The 16,763-nt window shown below is 69.1% G+C and carries 10 protein-coding genes; 7 read left to right on the top strand and 3 right to left on the bottom strand.

Going from position 1 to position 16,763, the window contains the following annotated elements; all coding sequences use genetic code 11:
• Positions 1-232 precede the first annotated feature (232 nt).
• Entirely contained in the window at positions 233-1,222 is a 990-nt protein-coding gene (locus tag ACWEVP_RS38665) for a sugar-binding transcriptional regulator (RefSeq protein ID WP_452067536.1), read from the bottom strand.
• A gap of 128 nt (positions 1,223-1,350) precedes the next feature.
• Between ACWEVP_RS38665 and ACWEVP_RS38660 the strand changes: the two genes are divergently transcribed.
• The 5 genes from ACWEVP_RS38660 to ACWEVP_RS38640 are packed head-to-tail and all read left to right on the top strand — an operon-like array spanning position 1,351 to position 6,520.
• Complete coding sequence (locus ACWEVP_RS38660; RefSeq protein WP_452067535.1) at positions 1,351-2,355, top strand: zinc-dependent alcohol dehydrogenase family protein; 1,005 nt, start codon at positions 1,351-1,353, stop codon at positions 2,353-2,355.
• The gene (locus tag ACWEVP_RS38655; RefSeq protein WP_452067534.1) at positions 2,348-3,682 is read left to right on the top strand and encodes an ABC transporter substrate-binding protein; all 1,335 of its coding nucleotides are present in this window, start codon (positions 2,348-2,350) and stop codon (positions 3,680-3,682) included. Before ACWEVP_RS38660 ends, ACWEVP_RS38655 begins: the two co-directional genes overlap by 8 nt.
• Positions 3,682-4,614 (top strand): carbohydrate ABC transporter permease, encoded by a 933-nt coding sequence (locus ACWEVP_RS38650; protein ID WP_452067533.1) that lies wholly within the window; start codon positions 3,682-3,684, stop codon positions 4,612-4,614. The genes ACWEVP_RS38655 and ACWEVP_RS38650 overlap by 1 nt, the downstream gene beginning before the upstream one ends.
• Positions 4,611-5,444: a carbohydrate ABC transporter permease gene (locus tag ACWEVP_RS38645; protein ID WP_452067532.1), complete on the top strand. Its 834-nt coding sequence runs from the start codon at positions 4,611-4,613 to the stop codon at positions 5,442-5,444. Before ACWEVP_RS38650 ends, ACWEVP_RS38645 begins: the two co-directional genes overlap by 4 nt.
• 2 nt (positions 5,445-5,446) lie before the next feature.
• On the top strand, positions 5,447-6,520 hold the full coding sequence (locus tag ACWEVP_RS38640; protein ID WP_452067531.1) for an ABC transporter ATP-binding protein: 1,074 nt from the start codon (positions 5,447-5,449) through the stop codon (positions 6,518-6,520).
• Between the two features lie 61 nt (positions 6,521-6,581).
• Here ACWEVP_RS38640 and ACWEVP_RS38635 read toward each other — a convergent pair whose 3' ends face one another.
• Both ACWEVP_RS38635 and ACWEVP_RS38630 read right to left on the bottom strand, forming a co-directional pair.
• The gene (locus ACWEVP_RS38635; RefSeq protein ID WP_452067530.1) at positions 6,582-9,293 is read right to left on the bottom strand and encodes a GH92 family glycosyl hydrolase; all 2,712 of its coding nucleotides are present in this window, start codon (positions 9,291-9,293) and stop codon (positions 6,582-6,584) included.
• Between the two features lie 229 nt (positions 9,294-9,522).
• Entirely contained in the window at positions 9,523-10,155 is a 633-nt protein-coding gene (locus ACWEVP_RS38630) for a YigZ family protein (protein ID WP_452067529.1), read from the bottom strand.
• A gap of 547 nt (positions 10,156-10,702) precedes the next feature.
• Between ACWEVP_RS38630 and gltB the strand changes: the two genes are divergently transcribed.
• Complete coding sequence (gene gltB, locus ACWEVP_RS38625; protein WP_452067528.1) at positions 10,703-15,274, top strand: glutamate synthase large subunit; 4,572 nt, start codon at positions 10,703-10,705, stop codon at positions 15,272-15,274.
• On the top strand, positions 15,267-16,715 hold the full coding sequence (locus tag ACWEVP_RS38620; protein WP_452067527.1) for a glutamate synthase subunit beta: 1,449 nt from the start codon (positions 15,267-15,269) through the stop codon (positions 16,713-16,715). The genes gltB and ACWEVP_RS38620 overlap by 8 nt, the downstream gene beginning before the upstream one ends.
• The last annotated feature ends 48 nt before the right edge of the window (positions 16,716-16,763 follow it).

The following is a 16,763-nucleotide window of genomic DNA, read 5'->3' as shown; positions in this document are numbered from 1 at the left end:
TGAGCGGTGGGAGCGAGCGGGCCTGCGGGGCGCGGCTGAGCGGTGGGAGCAAGCGGGCCTGCGGGGCGCGGCTGAGCGGTGGGAGCAAGCGGGCCTGCGGGGCGCGGCTGAGCGGTGGGAGCAAGCGGGCCCGCGGGGCGCGGCCGGGCAGGGGCAAGCGGGTCTGCGGGGTTGCCGGGCGGGAAAGCGAGCGGGCCTGCGGGGCGTGGCCGAGCGGAAGGGCAAGCCGCGGTCAGCCGCGCGGGGCCGGCGGGTTCTTCGCCGCCAGCGCCAGCAACGGGACCGCCGCCGCCGCGTCCGTGATCAGCGTCGACACCATTCCCGAGCGCAGTACCGCGTCCACCGCCGCCGCCTTCGGCCTGCTGTAGCCCAGCGCGATCACCTCCGGCACCGCCATCAGCTCTTCATGGCTGATCGCCAGCACGTGGTGCGCCAGCCCCGTCGACAAAGCGTTCCCCGACGCGTCGAACAACCGCGCCGCGACTTCCGCCGTCGCTCCGCGGGCCGCGATCGCCGCTCGCTCGGCCTCGTCCAGCGCGTCGTACACCGTCGACTCGCCCGGCTGCCACGCGCCGATGCTGACCACGGCCTTCGTCAGGTTCCGGAACTGCCCGAACGTTTCCGCGATGCCCGGCTGGCGCCGCAACGTCTCCGTGGTGCGGCGGTCCGGGAGCACCAGCGGCCCGAAGATCGGGTACGCGTCGCCGCCGGACACCGATGTCACGCGGCTGACCGTCTCCACCGACCGGCCGCGCATGTCCATCCCCGCCTGGACCCCGCACAGCTGGACGATCGGGCAGCGCGGCAACGACCGGATCGCCTCCGTCATCGCGTTCACCGACCGCGCCCACGACAACCCGATCACGTCCGACGGCGTCGCGATCTCCTCCAGCAGCCGGGCCGCCAGTGTCCCGATCTTGGCCCGGACGACTTCCCGCGGCTCGCGCTCGGTTGAGCGTTCGAGCACCAGCGCCTGCTTCAGCCCGTACGCCGTGCGCACCTCGTCGGACAACGCCAGGTCGACCGGCGCCGGCAGCGAGAACTCCACCCTGACCAGGCCGGACTCCATGGCGGTGTCGAGCATCCGGGCCACCTTGAAGCGGCTGACGCCGAACTCGTCCGCGATCTCCAGCTTCGAGCGTCCCTGCACGTAGAAGCGCCGGGCGACGGTGGCGAGCAGCATCGCTTCCGAGAGCGACGCACCCTTGCGAGAAGCGCTCATCTGAGCACTATAGCGCGAAATCTGCCCGAAAGGTTGACGTAACACCGACGTCAGACCTGTAATGCCTTCACATGTTCTCGACGCCATAGGTCACCGCCGCTCATATGAGCGCGAGAAAGGGGCAAGGCATGCGTGCCGCCATCGTCGACCGGCCCGGTGAGATCAGGGTCGGCGAGGTGCCCGATCCGAAACCCGGGGAACGCCAGGTCGTCGTCAAGGTCGGAGCGTGCGGGATCTGCGGGACCGACCTGCACATCGCGGACGGGCACTTCCCGCCCACCCCGTACCCCATCGTCCCCGGGCACGAGTTCGCCGGGGAGATCGTCGAGCTCGGCGCCGACGTGCCGGGCGAGTGGAAGGTCGGCGACCGCGTCGCCGTCGACCCGTCGCTGTTCTGCGGCTACTGCGGCCCGTGCCGCGCCGGCCACGGCAACCTCTGCGCGAACTGGGGCGCCACCGGCGACACCGTCAACGGCGCCTTCGCCGAGTACGTCGCCGTCCCGTCGTCCACCTGCTACCGCATGCCCGACACCATGACGTGGGAGCAGGGCGCGCTGGTCGAGCCCGTCTCCTGCGCGGTGCACGGCGTGCGCCGCGTCGGCGTCGAAGCCGGAGAACGCTTTCTCGTCGTCGGCGCCGGCACCATGGGCCTGATCATGCAGCAGCTGCTGCAGCGCTCCGGCGCGCAGGTCACGGTGGTCGACCGCAACGAAGCCCGGCTGCCGCGGGCGAAGAGCCTCGGCGCCGTCGCCACCGCGAAGGACGTCAGTGACCTGAACGGCGAGAAGTTCGACGTCGCCGTCGACGCCACCGGCGCCGCGCCCGCCATCGAAGCCGCGTTCGACTCGATCCGCCGCGGCGGCCGGCTGCTCGTCTTCGGCGTCGCCCCGGCCGAAGCCCGCGTCGCGCTTTCGCCGTTCCGCATCTACAACGACGAGATCACCATCGTCGGCTCGATGGCCGTGTTGCACAGCTTCGGCACGGCGCTCGACCTCGTCGCGAATGGTGCGATCGACACCGACTCGCTGCTCACGGACCGGTTGCCGCTGGAGCAGTACCCCGAGGCGCTGGCCAAGATGCGCAGCGGCTCGGGCCTCAAGGTCCAGGTACTCCCGGGAGGCGGCCGTGCGTAAGCTCCTCACCCTCTTCGCCGCGACGTCGCTGCTGGTCACCGGCTGCGCGGGCGCGGGCTCGATCGGCCAGGGCAACTCGACGCTCGTCATCGCGATCGTGTCCAACCCGCAGATGAAGGACGCGATCTCGCTCGCGCCCGAGTTCGAGAAAGCCACCGGCATCAACCTGAAGTTCGTGTCGCTGCCGGAAAACCAGGCCCGCGCGAAGATCACCGCGTCGACCGCCACCGAGGGCGGCGAGTTCGACGTCGTCATGATCAGCAACTACGAGGCTCCGCAGTGGGCGGCCAACGGCTGGCTCGAGAACCTCGAACCGCACATGGCGTCGACCCCGGGCTACGACGAAGGCGACTTCATCCCCAGCATCAAGCAGTCGCTGTCGTACCAGAACCAGATGTACGCGGTGCCGTTCTACGGCGAGTCGTCGTTCCTGGCCTACCGCAAGGACCTCTTCGACAAAGCCGGGATCACCATGCCGGCCAAGCCGACGTGGCAGCAGATCGCGGACTTCGCCGCGAAGCTCGACGACAAGGCCGCCGGCGTCAGCGGGATCTGCCTGCGCGGCAAGCCCGGCTGGGGCGAGAGCCTCGCGCCGTTCACGACCGTGGCCAACACTTTCGGCGCGCAGTGGTTCGACAAGGACTGGAACGCCAAGCTGACGTCGCCGGAGTTCACCGAAGCCGCGAACTTCTACGTCAACCTGATCCGCGAGCACGGCGAGGTCGGCGCCTCCAGCGCCGGGTTCTCCGAGTGCGGCACGCGCTACACCCAGGGCCAGGCCGCGATGTGGTACGACGCGACGGTCATGGCGGGCACCAACGAGGACCCGTCGAGCAGCAAGATCGTCGGCAAGTCCGGGTACGCGCCCGCGCCGGTCGTCAAGACCCAGGCCAGCGGCTGGCTCTACACCTGGGCGCTCGGCATCCCGAAGGTCGCCAAGGACAAGGACGCGGCCTGGAAGTTCATGGCCTGGATGACCGACAAGGCCTACGTGCAGAAGGTCGGGGCGACCTACGGCTGGAACCGCGTCCCGCCGGGCGTGCGCCAGTCGACCTACGCCATCCCCGATTACGCGAAGGCCGCGGCGGCCTACGCGAAGCCGACGCTCGACGGCATCGCGGACGCGAACCAGCAGAAGGCCATGGCGAACCCGGTGCCCTACCCCGGCATCCAGTTCGTCGGCATCCCCGAGTTCCAGGACCTGGGCACCCGGGTGAGCCAGCAGCTGTCGGCGGCGATCGCCGGCCGCGAGTCCGTCGAAGACGCCCTGAAGCAGTCCCAGGACTACGCCCAGACGGTGGGCGATTCCTACAAGGCGGTGCAGTGATGTCCACCCTCTCCGTAGATGCCCCCACCTCCCACACCCACGCGAAGGCCGAGGAAAAGAAAGGCCTGAGCACCGCGGCCAAGCGGCGGCTGCCGCTGCTGCCCGCGCTGATCTTCGTCATCGCGGTGACGCAGCTGCCGTTCCTGCTCACCGTGTTCTACTCGTTCCAGTCGTGGAACCTGGTCCGGCCGGGCTCCCGGCACTTCGTCGGCCTCGACAACTACATCGACGTCTTCAGCGACACGACGTTCCTGGTCGCGCTGCTCAACACGGTCGTGCTGACGGTCGTGTGCGTGCTGGTCGCCCTGCTGCTGGGCCTCGGCCTGGCGATCCTGCTCGACCGGAAGTTCTTCGGCCGCGGCGTCGTCCGGACGCTGCTGATCACGCCGTTCCTGATCCTGCCGGCGGCCGGCGCGCTGCTGTGGAAGACCACGGTGTTCGACCCGACGTACGGGCTGCTGCACTTCGTCTTCGGCACCGACGTCGACTGGCTCTCCGAGTTCCCCCTCGCCGCGGTGATGGCGCAGATCGTGTGGCAGTGGACGCCGTTCATGATGCTGCTGATCCTCGCCGGGCTGCAGAGCCAGTCCAAAGAGGTCCTGGAAGCGGCCTCTGTGGACGGTGCCAGCCGGTGGCGGACGTTCGTCTCCATCACGCTGCCGCACCTGTCCCGGTTCCTGCAGCTGGCGACGCTGCTGGGCGCGATCTACATCGTCAACAGCTTCGACGCCATCTTCCTGATGACCCAGGGCGGGCCGGGCACGGCCAGCACCAACCTGCCGTACTACATCTACCAGCGCGCGTTCGAAGGCTTCGACGTCGGCCAGTCGTCGGCGATGGGCGTGATCGTCGTGATCCTGACGATGATCGTCGCGACCTTCGCGCTGCGCTTGATGTTCCGCACGTTCTCCGTGAGCGGAGGGATCAAATGACGACCATCGCCCCTCGGAAGAGGCAGTACGGCAAGGGGTCGCTGACCGTCGCGACCTGGGTACTGGCCATCCTGTTCGTCTTCCCGCTGCTGTGGATGATCCTCACGGCGTTCAAGCAGGAGGCGGACGCCTACACCGACCCGCCGAAGCTGTTCTTCACCCCGACGTTCGACCAGATCGGCAACGTCCTGGGTGGCGGGTTCCTGCCCTACCTGTCCAACTCGGCGTTCGTCACGATCCTCTCGACGGCGCTGGTGCTGCTCTTCGGCGTCCCGGCGGCGTACGCGCTGTCGCTGGCACCGGTGAAGGGCACGTCGAACGCGCTGGGCTTCTTCCTCTCGACGAAGATGCTGCCGATCGTGGCGGCGATCATCCCGCTGTACATCATCTCCCAGAACACCGAGCTGCTGGACACGGTGTGGGCGCTGGTCATCCTGTACACGTCGATGAACCTGCCGCTGGCCATCTGGATGATGCGGTCGTTCTTCCTCGAGGTGCCGCACGAGATGATCGAGGCGGGCCGGATCGACGGCGCGAACCTGCCGACGCTGCTGCGCAAGATCATCATGCCGGTGGTGGCGCCCGGGATCGCGGCGACCGCGCTGATCTGCGTCATCTTCTCCTGGACCGAGTTCTTCTACGCGGTCAACCTGACGGCGGCGCGCGCCGGCACCGTGCCGGTGTTCCTCGTCGGGTTCATCACCAGTGAGGGCCTGTACTGGGCCCAGCTTTCCGCCGCCGCGCTGCTGGCCTCGCTGCCGGTGATGATCGTCGGCTGGATCGCGCAGAACCACCTCGTCCGCGGGCTGTCGATGGGAGCGGTGAAGTAACCATGGCCGGAGTCGTTTACGAGCAGGCGTCGCGGATCTACCCGGGCGCGCACGCGGTCAAGGCCGTCGACAAGCTCGACCTCGCGGTGCCGGACGGCGAGTTCCTGGTGCTGGTCGGGCCGTCGGGGTCGGGGAAGTCGACGGCGCTGCGGATGCTCGCGGGGCTGGAGGACATCGACGAGGGCGCCATCCACATCGGCGACCGGGACGTCACGCACCTGCCGCCGAAGGACCGGGACATCGCGATGGTGTTCCAGTCCTACGCGCTGTACCCGCACATGACGGTGGCCGAGAACATGGGCTTCGCGCTGAAGCTGCGTGGAATGTCCTCTTCGGACATTTCGGCTCGCGTGGGCGAGGCGGCGAAGATGCTGGACCTGACTCGCTTCCTGGACCGCAAGCCGAAGGCGCTGTCCGGTGGGCAGCGGCAGCGCGTCGCGATGGGCCGGGCGATCGTGCGCGAGCCGAGCGTGTTCCTGATGGACGAACCACTGTCCAACCTGGACGCGAAGCTGCGGGTGGAGACGCGCGCGAACATCGCGAAGCTGCAGCAGCGGCTGGGCACGACGACCATCTACGTCACGCACGACCAGGTCGAGGCGATGACGATGGGCGACCGGGTGGCCGTGTTGAAGGACGGCGTCCTGCAGCAGTGCGCGTCGCCGCGGGAGCTGTACGAGAACCCGCACAACAGTTTCGTGGCGGGCTTCATCGGCTCACCGGCGATGAACCTGGCGACGCTGCCGCTCACCGAAGGCGGCGTCCAGCTCGGCGACGTCGTGCTGCCGCTGCCGCGGTCGGTGCTTTCCGCCGCGGGAGATCTGCGCGAAGTGGTGTTCGGCGTCCGCCCGGAGTCGCTGGAACTGGTGTCCGAAGGCGGGTTCGAGCTGGTGGTGGAGCTCGTGGAGGAACTGGGCGCGGACGCGTACCTGCACGGCAAGGTGGGCGACGACCGGTTCGTCGTCCGCGTGGACGGCCGCACGCCGCCCCGGATGGGCGACAACGTCCGGGTGGGTCTGCGCGGCGAAGGCGAGACCCACGCCTTCCACCCGGAGACGACGCTCCGCCTGGCATGACCCCACCCGTCGTGAGTGAGAAACAGGGTTAGAACACTGTTTCTCACTCACGACCGGTGGGTCAGCGGTAGACCTCGAACTCGTAGATCCGCGCCGCGCCGTCACCGTTGTTGGTCGGCGTGGTGAGGTTCAGCTTCACGTACCGGGCCGACCTCGTCGTGATCGGGCTGTACGTGCGGCTGGCCCGCGATCCGGTGACGGACGCGACCGTCGTCCACGTGCTGCCGTCGGTCGACGTCTGGATGGTGAACGCGCCGGTGTTCCAGCCCGTCGTCTCACCGCCCAGGCCGGCGTGCTTGACCACGAACGACGACACGTTCTGCGCCGAGCCCAGGTCGACCTGGAGGTACTTGGCCGAGGCGAGGGAGCAGAACTTGCTGTTGTTCGCCAGGCTGCCGTCCACGGCGAGGGCCGGGCCCTCGGCCGAGTTGCAGGTGGCCGATCCCGTGGCCGCCTTGCCCTGGGCCAGGTTCGTGCCGAGCTCCGGCGCGGCCGGCGGCGGCGTGAACCCGTCGTTGTACGACGGCGGGACGTCCGCGGTGCTCGTGCCCCACGCGCTCGCCGACGAGCCCATCGCGTAGTTCAGCGTGGACGCGCCCGCGATGTCGCCGTAGCGGATCCACGACTTCGTCGTCGCGGTCCCGTTGACGCTCAGGCTCTGCACGTACTGCGAGCCCTGCCCCGCGCCGGAGCCGGTGATCTGGATCGTGCCGCTCGGGCGGATGATCGAGGCCGCCGGGAACAGCGGGCCGTGCAGGGCCAGGACGTCCGCGCCCGGCGTCGCCGGGTACATCCCCAGCGCGGCGAAGACGTACCACGCCGAAGTCGCGCCGAGGTCGTCGTTGCCCGGCAGGCCGCCCGGGCCGGTGGTGAACGACTCGTTCATCACGCGCCGGACCGCGGAGCTCGCGCCCTGCGGGTGGGCGGCGTAGTTGTACGCCCACGGCACGCCGTGCTCGGGCTCGTTGCCGATGTAGAAGTACGGCTGGGTGAGGCCGCCGTTGAGCTGGGTGAAGTGGTGGTCCAGCCGCTGGACGGCGGTCTGGCGGCCGCCCATCAGGTTGATCAGGCCCTGGTAGTTGTAGGGCACCATCCACGTGTACTGCGACGGGTTGCCCTCGGTGTAGCCGCTGTTGCTCGACGGCACGACCGGCCACGCCCAGTTCCCGTCGCTGCCGCGCGGCTGGATGTAGCCCGAGTCGGTGCCGAACACGTTCTGCCACCACTGGGCGCGCTGCATGTAGGTGGTGTACTTCGTGGTGTCGCCCACGGCTTTCGCGAACTGCGCCACGGCGAAGTCCGACGCCGAGTACTCGAGCGAGTCGGACGGGTCTTCGTAGACGTAGTGCCGGCTGACGTACCCGGACTGGCGGCCGCGGATCGCCTGGCCCTGCGTGGTGCCGCCGTTGGAACTCTTGTCCATCAACGTGAGCGCCGCCGCCGTGTCGAAGCCGCGGACGCCGAAGGCGTACATGCTGCCCACGATGATCGGCCCGGGGTCACCGGTCATCACGAAGTGCTCGTTGCTGTTGTGCGACCACTTGGGCAGCAGCCCGCCCTGCTGGCCGTCGAGCACCATCGACTTCGCGATGTCGCTCGCTTCCGCCGGGGCGACCAGGCTGATCAACGCGGCCCACGACCGGTAGATGTCCCAGCCGGAGTAATTCTGGTAGACGGTGTGCGACGCGGTGTGCACCGCTTGGTCGAAGCCGCGGTACTGGCCGTTCGTGTCGCTGGCGATGTTCGGGTTCTGGAAGACGTGATACAGCGCCGTGTAGAACTTCTGCAGGTCCGCGGTCGCGCCGCCGGTCACCTGGACGCGGTTGAGGACGCTGTTCCAGCTCGTGTCGGCCGCGCCGCGGATCCCGGCGAAGTCGAAGCCGGGGTTTTCGGCGGCGAGGTTCGCCTGCGCGTTGGCCAGGCTGACGAACGAGATGCCGACCTTCGCCTGCACCGTCGTGGTGCTCGAGGTGTCAAACGTGACGTAGCCGCCGGAGTTCGTGCCGCTGGTGCTCGAGGATCCGGCGCTCACCGTGCCGCCGAGCCACGTGCCGAACCCGCTGGGCGCGCGGTCGAACTGGATGACGTAGAAGATCTGGTAGGTCTTCGATGAACCGCAGAAACCGCCGCCGGTCACCGAACCGGTGAGCTGGCTGCCGCTGATGGAGATCGACCCGGTGCGGTTTCCGGTGGCGCTGCGGCCGGTGTTGACGAGCAGCCGCGCGGACGTCGTGTTCGGGTAGGTCAGCTTCATGAAGCCCGACCGCTTGGTCGCGGAAAGCTCGACGGTCGTGTTGTAGTTGTCGAGCTTGTTCTTGTAGTAGCCGGGCGCGGCCGACTCGTTGGCTTTGGTGTAGCGGCCCGCGTAGCCGGTCCAGCCGGTGCCCGGCGAGGTCCCGATCGCGCCGGTGATCGGCAGCAGGCCGAGGTCCTCGTTGTTGGCGCAGCCGGCGCCGTTGAAGTGGGTGAGGCTGAACTCCTCGATGCTCGTGTCGCTGTAGCGGTACCCGGACGGCGACGCGGTCGGGGTGTCCGGACTGAACTGCACCATCCCGAACGGCACGACGGCACCGGGGTACGTGCTGCCGCCCGCTCCGCCGGGAACGGGGTTCGGCGAGTTGCTGTTGTCGGTGCCGATGAAGGGATTCACGTACTGCGTAAGGGCCAGCGTGTCGGCCGCGGCGGGGGAAGCGGGCAGCGCGACGAGTCCCGCGCCCCCGACGACCGCGGCGAGCACGGCCGCGCGCAACCGTCTGGCGAATGGTCCGGACATGAACCTTTCCTCTCCTTGTCGCACACGCTTTCCGCTGGGCGACAACGTTGTCGGGCGGGCGAAGCAGGTGGTGACAACGTTGTCAGCGTGGAACCTGCTTCGCTGACGACGTTCTGGTGATCGAGGTGGTGCCGGAACTGGAGTGGCACGACATGGTGCCACGGCGGGACCCTCGGGTGGAAGCGCCGAAAGTTCGTTGCGCGCCAAGCGGTTTGGCGGACCGGACCACTCAGCCGCGGTGGACCACCCAGTGGTCGCCGAGCTCGGTCGTCGACGCTTCGCCGTTCGTCAGGTCCGCCAGCATCCCCTCGAAAGCCGGCCCCTCCCCCGGCGCCAGCCCGATCTCGAACCGGGCGAGTTCGTCGAAGCGGGTCGCGTGCACGAGGTACGGCGACGCGCGCAGGTCGTTCTCCAGCCGGCCCGCGCGGTCGTAACTCACGGCGACCTCGACCAGCCTGAGACGCCGGTGTTCTAGTACACCAACAACTTCCAGCGTGTCCGAAACGGACTGACCGTACGCGCGGATCAACCCGCCCGCCCCGAGCAGCACTCCGCCGAAGTAGCGCGTGACGACCGCGACCGTGTCGGTCAGCTCACGCCGCCGCAGCACCTCGAGCATCGGCGTGCCCGCCGTACCGGCCGGCTCACCGTCGTCACTGGACCGCCGGGTTCGCCCATCAGCACCCAAAACGAACGCGTGGCAGTGGTGCCGCGCCCCCGGATCGGCCCGGCGGCGGGCCGCGATGAACTCGCGCGCGGCCGCTTCCGACGTCACCGGAGCGACCGCGCAGAGGAACCGGGAGCGCTTGATCTCGAGTTCGCGGACGCCGGAACGAGCCACGGAGAGATAACGATCAGTCATCGGACGAGTCCGCCATGCAGCCAGCATCCCACCCCGCGGCAGCACCGGGAAGGTGGCCCCAGACCACTTGGGACGGACGTTTTCGCAGGCCAGAGCCGATATTGACCGCACTTCGGGAGCGACAGCCCGACATATGGGACTACCCTGGGGTCCGTCAACGCAACCGTGGCATTTCCCACCCGGGCGCAACGACGTATGTCGATAACAGCGAATTCACACTATCGTCATAAGACCCGGCGAACCCGGGAGTAACACCGCGCGCTCCGGCTGACCCCCACCACAGTGGCCGGTCTGTGCGCGCACGCAGGACCCGACATGTTCGGCTGCCCAGTGTTGTGCGGCCTCCCAGATGACCGCGTCCGGTTTCCGAGCATCGCGGCTCGGCCGGTACCTGGCGGCATCTTGCACTGTGACACCACCAACGCCGACAACAGCAACTGTTCTCGACTGACCATCGCGGTCCCGGACCACTTCGTTAACCGGTTCAGCTCGAACCACTCGATGAGGTGAGTACCGGTCGCGCCAACGCCTTGGGAGGCGGCCAGCCGTGACCCACCGTGCCCGTTCCCTGCCCCCGGCGGGGCAGCAGCTCAGCAACGCCGAGGCCGAGGGCCTTTACCGGAGCGACTACGAACACGACGCCTGCGGTGTCGCCTTCGTCGCCGACCTGACCGGACGACGAGATCATTCGATCGTCGCCAAGGCCCTGGTCGCGTTGCGCAACCTGGAACATCGCGGGGCGCGGGGCGCCGAACCGGACACCGGCGACGGCGCCGGCCTGCTGATCCAGATCCCGGACGAGTTCTACCGCGAGGTCGTGGACTTCGCGCTCCCCGAGCCGGGCACCTACGCCGTCGGCACGGCTTTCCTGCCGCGGGACGAAAAGCGCCGCGGCCGGGCCATGACGACCATCGAGCGCATCGCCGCCGAGGAGGACATGCGCGTCCTCGGCTGGCGCGAGCTGCCGGTGCACACCGAGCACTGCGGGCCGACCGCGGCCGAGACCATGCCGCACTTCACGCAGCTGTTCCTCGCCGCGCGCCGCCCGAAGCCGGAGCACTCGGACCCGCTGCACATCGAGCGCAGCGCCTTCTGCGTCCGCAAGCGCGCCGAGCACGAGCTCGTCGAGGACGACGTCTACTTCCCGTCGCTGTCCTCGCGGACGATCGTCTACAAGGGAATGCTCACCGAGCCGCAGGTCGAGCGCTTCTTCGCCGACCTGACCGACGAGCGTGTCACCAGCGCCATCGGCCTGGTGCACTCCCGCTTCTCCACCAACACCTTCCCGTCGTGGCCGCTGGCGCACCCGTACCGCTACGTCGCGCACAACGGCGAGATCAACACCCTGCGCGGCAACCGCAACTGGATGGATGCCCGCGAAGCCCTCCTCGAAACCGATCTGATCCCGGGCGACCTCAAGCGCGTCTACCCGGTGATCACGCGCGGCGCGAGCGACTCGGCGTCCTTCGACGAGGTCTTGGAACTGCTGCACCTCGGCGGCCGCTCGCTGCCCCACGCGGTTCTCATGATGATCCCGGAAGCCTGGGAGAACCACCAGGAAATGGACCCGGCGCGACGCGCCTTCTACGAGTTCCACTCGACTCTGATGGAGCCGTGGGACGGCCCGGCGCTCGTCGCGTTCACCGACGGCAGCCAGATCGGGGCGGTCCTCGACCGCAACGGCCTGCGCCCCGGCCGCTACTGGGTGACCGACGACGGCCTCGTCGTGCTGGCCTCCGAGGTCGGCGTGCTCGACATCGACCCGGCGACGATCGTCCGGAAGGGCCGCCTCGAGCCCGGACGGATGTTCCTCGTGGACACCGCCGAGGGCCGGATCATCGAGGACGAGGAGATCAAGACCGAGCTGGCCACCGCGCACCCGTACGACGAGTGGGTCGAGGCCGGTCTCCTGCACCTGGAGGACCTGCCCGAGCGCGACCGCGAAGTGCCGCTGCACGCGGCGCTGGTCCGCCGTCAGCAGGCGTTCGGCTACACCGAGGAAGAGCTCGAGGCCATCCTCGAGCCGATGGCCCGCACCGGCGCGGAGCCGATCGGCTCGATGGGCAACGACTCGCCGATCGCGACGCTGTCCAGCCGGCCGCGGCTGCTGTTCGACTACTTCATCCAGCTCTTCGCCCAGGTGACGAACCCGCCGCTGGACGCGATCCGCGAGGAGCTCGTCACCGCGCTCGGCACGCAGATCGGCGCCGAGCCGAACCTCCTCGAGGGCGACGCGTCGTCGTGCCGCCGGATCGTGCTGCCGTTCCCGGTGCTGGACAACGACCAGCTCGCCAAGCTCGTGCACGTCAACGACGACGGCGACCTGCCCGAGTTCCAGGCCGTCACCGTGCTCGGCCGCTACAACGTCCACGGCGGCGGCGACGCGCTGGTCAAGCGCCTCGACGAGATCCGCGCCGAGGTGTCCGAGGCGATCGAGGACGGCGCGCGGCTGATCGTGCTGTCCGACCGCGGGGTCGACGAAGACCACGCGCCCATCCCCTCGCTGCTGCTGACCGGCGCGGTGCACCACCACCTCGTCCGTGAGAAGACGCGTACGCAGGTCGGCCTCATCGTCGAGGCCGGCGACGCGCGCGAGGTGCACCACATCGCGCTGCTGATCGGCTACGGCGTCGCCGCGGTGAACCCGTACCTGGCGATGGCGACCGTCGAGGAGATGGCCCACCAGGGCCTGATCCCGGGCGTGACGCCGAAGGAAGCGACGCAGAACCTGATCAAGGCGCTCGGCAAGGGCGTCCGCAAGACGATGTCCAAGATGGGTGTCTCGACCGTCGCGTCCTACACCGGCGCGCAGATCTTCGAGGCGATCGGGCTCGGCGAAGAGGTCATCGAGAACTGCTTCACCGGCACGACGTCCCGTCTCGGCGGCGTCGGCTTCGAAACCCTCGCCGACGAGGTCGCGAAGCGGCACAAGTACGCGTTCCCGGCCGACGGGTTCCACGCGCCCCACCGCGAGCTGGAGACCGGCGCGGACTACCAGTGGCGCCGCGAGGGCGAACCGCACCTGTTCAACCCGCAGACGGTGTTCAAGCTCCAGCACTCCACGCGGTCCGGGAAGTACGACATCTTCAAGGAGTACACGAAGGCCGTCGACGACCAGGCCGAAAAGCTGCTGACGCTGCGCGGGCTGTTCGACTTCAAGTACGGCAAGCGCGCGCCGGTACCGATCGAGGAGGTCGAGCCGGTCTCGGAGATCGTCAAGCGGTTCGCCACCGGCGCCATCTCCTACGGCTCGATCTCGATGGAGATGCACCAGACGCTGGCCATCGCGATGAACCGCCTCGGCGGCAAGTCGAACACCGGTGAGGGCGGCGAAGACGCCGAGCGGCTGTACGACCCGGAGCGGCGCAGCGCCGTGAAGCAGGTCGCGTCCGGCCGGTTCGGCGTCACGAGCGAATACCTCGTCAACGCCGACGACATCCAGATCAAGATGGCGCAGGGCGCGAAGCCCGGTGAAGGCGGGCAGCTGCCCGGCGCGAAGGTGTACCCGTGGATCGCGAAGACGCGGTTCTCGACGCCGGGCGTGGGCCTGATCTCCCCGCCGCCGCACCACGACATCTACTCGATCGAGGACCTGGCGCAGCTGATCCACGACCTCAAGAACGCCAACCCGAACGCGCGCATCCACGTGAAGCTCGTGTCCGAGGTCGGCGTCGGCACGGTCGCCGCGGGCGTGTCGAAGGCGCACGCCGACGTCGTCCTCATCTCGGGCCACGACGGCGGGACCGGTGCGTCGCCGCTGTCGTCCATCAAGCACGCGGGTGGCCCGTGGGAGCTCGGCCTGGCCGAAACGCAGCAGACGCTGCTGGCCAACCGGCTGCGCGACCGGATCGTCGTGCAGACCGACGGCCAGCTCAAGACCGGCCGCGACGTCGTCGTCGCGGCGCTGCTCGGGGCCGAGGAGTTCGGCTTCGCGACCGCGCCGCTGGTGGTGTCCGGCTGCATCATGATGCGCGTCTGCCACCTCGACACCTGCCCGGTGGGCGTCGCGACGCAGAACCCGAAGCTGCGCGAGAAGTTCAGCGGCAAGGCCGAGTACGTCGTCAACTTCTTCGAGTTCATCGCCCAGGAAGTGCGCGAGTACCTGGCGGAGCTCGGGTTCCGGTCGATCGCCGAGGCCGTCGGGCACGCCGAGTTCCTCGACAAGCGCAAGGCGATCGAGCACTGGAAGGCCTCGGGGCTCGACCTCTCGCCGATCTTCCACGTGCCCGACATGGCCCCCGCCGGGCTGCGCCTGCAGCAGACGCTGCAGGACCACGGCCTGGAGAAGGCCCTGGACAACACGCTGATCCAGCTGGCCGAGGGCGCGTTGAACTCCGGGGACAAGGTGCGGCTGGAACTGCCCGTCCGCAACGTCAACCGGACCGTCGGCACCATGCTCGGCTCGGAGCTGACCAGGCGGTGGGGCGGCGAAGGCCTGCCCGACGACACCATCGACGTCACCTTCACCGGCACCGCGGGCCAGTCGTTCGGCGCGTTCGTGCCCAAGGGCATCACGCTGCGGCTCTACGGCGACGGCAACGACTACGTCGGCAAGGGCCTCTCCGGCGGCCGGCTGATCGTGCGGCCGCCTCGCGAAGCCCGGATCGCCGCCGAGGACCACATCATCGCCGGCAACGTCATCGCCTACGGCGCCACGAGCGGCGAGATCTTCATCCGCGGCAAGGTCGGCGAGCGGTTCTGCGTGCGCAACTCGGGCGCGCTGGCCGTCGTCGAAGGCGTCGGCGACCACGGCGGCGAGTACATGACCGGCGGCCGGATGGTCGTGCTCGGCCCGATCGGGCGGAACTTCGCGGCCGGCATGTCCGGCGGCATCGCCTACGTGCTGGACCTGCCCGCGCACCGCGTCAACCCGGAGATGGTCGACCTCGACCCGCTCGACTCCGAGGACGCGGACTTCCTGCGCGAGACCCTGGAAAAGCACTACGACGAAACGGAATCCGCCGTCGCGCGGGAACTGCTGGCCGACTGGGACGCGGGCGTCGACCGCTTCGGGAAGGTCATGCCGAAGGACTACAAGCGCGTGCTCGCCGCCCAGGTGCAGGCCGAGCGCGACGGGCGCGACGTGAACGAGGCGATCATGGAGGCCGCACATGGCTGACCCCAAGGGCTTTCTGACCACCACCCGCGAAGAGCCGAAGCGCCGCCCGGTCGACCTGCGGCTGATGGACTGGCGAGAGGTCTACGAGGACTTCGCCACGACGAAGCTGCAGAAGCAGGCCGGCCGGTGCATGGACTGCGGGATCCCGTTCTGCCACCAGGGTTGCCCGCTCGGGAACCTCATCCCCGAGTGGAACACGCTGACCTGGCGGGAGGACTGGCAGCAGGCGATCGAACGCCTGCACGCGACGAACAATTTCCCGGAGTTCACCGGCACCCTGTGCCCGGCGCCGTGCGAAACCGCGTGCGTGCTCGGCATCAACGACGACCCGGTGACGATCAAGCGGGTCGAGATCTCGATCGTCGACCGCGCCTTCGACGAGGGCTGGGTGACGCCCCAGCTCCCGGTGACGAAGACGGGCAAAAAGGTCGCGGTCGTGGGCTCCGGCCCGTCGGGACTCGCCGCGGCGCAGCAGCTCACGCGCGCGGGCCACAGCGTCGTGGTCCTCGAGCGGGCCGACAAGATCGGCGGGCTGCTGCGCTACGGCATCCCCGAGTTCAAGATGGAGAAGTCCCGCCTCGACCGGCGCCTGGCGCAGATGGAGGCCGAGGGCACGGAGTTCCGGACGTCGGTGAACGTCGGCGAGGACATGCCCGTCGCCGAGCTTCTGGGGTACGACGCCGTGGTCTTGGCCGGCGGCGCCACCGACTGGCGCGACCTGCCGATCCCCGGCCGGGAGCTGGACGGCATCCACCAGGCGATGGAGTTCCTGCCGCCGGCCAACCGGGTGGCTTCGGGCGAGCTGGAGAAGTCGCCGTTCGACGCCGCCGGACTGGACGTCGTCGTGATCGGCGGCGGCGACACGGGCGCGGACTGCGTCGGGACGTCGCACCGCCAGGGCGCGCGTTCGGTGACGCAGCTGGAAATCATGCCGAAGCCGCCGGAGTCCCGTTCGGACGCCCACCCGTGGCCGACGTATCCGATGATCTACCGGGTGTCCTCGGCGCACGAAGAGGGCGGCGAGCGGCTGTACGCGGTGAACACGCAGGAGTTCCTGGGTGACTCCGACGGCCGCGTGCGGGCGCTGAAGCTGGTCGAGGTGCGCAACGAGGGTGGCAAGTTCGTCCCGGTCGAGGGCACCGAGCGCGAGCTGCCCGCGCAGCTCGTCCTGCTGGCGATGGGCTTCCTCGGGCCGCAGAAGAAGGGCCTGATCGAAGACCTCGGTGTCGAGCTGGACGCGCGCGGCAACGTCGCCCGCGACCAGGCGTTCAAGACGAGCCTGGACAACGTGTTCGTGGCCGGCGACATGGGCCGCGGCCAGTCCCTGATCGTGTGGGCGATCGCGGAGGGCCGCAGCGCGGCGGCCGGCGTGGACGCGTACCTGACCGGGCGGGACGTCCTGCCCGCCCCGATCGCGCCGACGGACCGGCCGATCGCGTAGAACCCGGCGCCGGCGGGGGTGTCACTGTCGCCACCTCCGCCGGCGCTG

Source organism: Amycolatopsis sp. NPDC003865, from assembly GCF_053605345.1.
The sequence above is the reverse complement of the archived record's forward strand: the minus strand, read 5'-3'. Positions and strand labels throughout refer to the sequence as shown.

Excerpts from the sequence above, each read along its gene's own strand:
- ACWEVP_RS38665 (WP_452067536.1), bottom strand. The coding sequence starts at position 1,222 with ATGAGCGCTTCTCGCAAGGGTGCGTCGCTCTCGGAAGCGATGCTGCTC.
- ACWEVP_RS38660 (WP_452067535.1), top strand. The coding sequence starts at position 1,351 with ATGCGTGCCGCCATCGTCGACCGGCCCGGTGAGATCAGGGTCGGCGAG.
- ACWEVP_RS38650 (WP_452067533.1), top strand. The coding sequence starts at position 3,682 with ATGTCCACCCTCTCCGTAGATGCCCCCACCTCCCACACCCACGCGAAG.
- ACWEVP_RS38645 (WP_452067532.1), top strand. The coding sequence starts at position 4,611 with ATGACGACCATCGCCCCTCGGAAGAGGCAGTACGGCAAGGGGTCGCTG.
- ACWEVP_RS38640 (WP_452067531.1), top strand. The coding sequence starts at position 5,447 with ATGGCCGGAGTCGTTTACGAGCAGGCGTCGCGGATCTACCCGGGCGCG.
- ACWEVP_RS38635 (WP_452067530.1), bottom strand. The coding sequence starts at position 9,293 with ATGTCCGGACCATTCGCCAGACGGTTGCGCGCGGCCGTGCTCGCCGCG.
- ACWEVP_RS38630 (WP_452067529.1), bottom strand. The coding sequence starts at position 10,155 with ATGACTGATCGTTATCTCTCCGTGGCTCGTTCCGGCGTCCGCGAACTC.
- ACWEVP_RS38620 (WP_452067527.1), top strand. The coding sequence starts at position 15,267 with ATGGCTGACCCCAAGGGCTTTCTGACCACCACCCGCGAAGAGCCGAAG.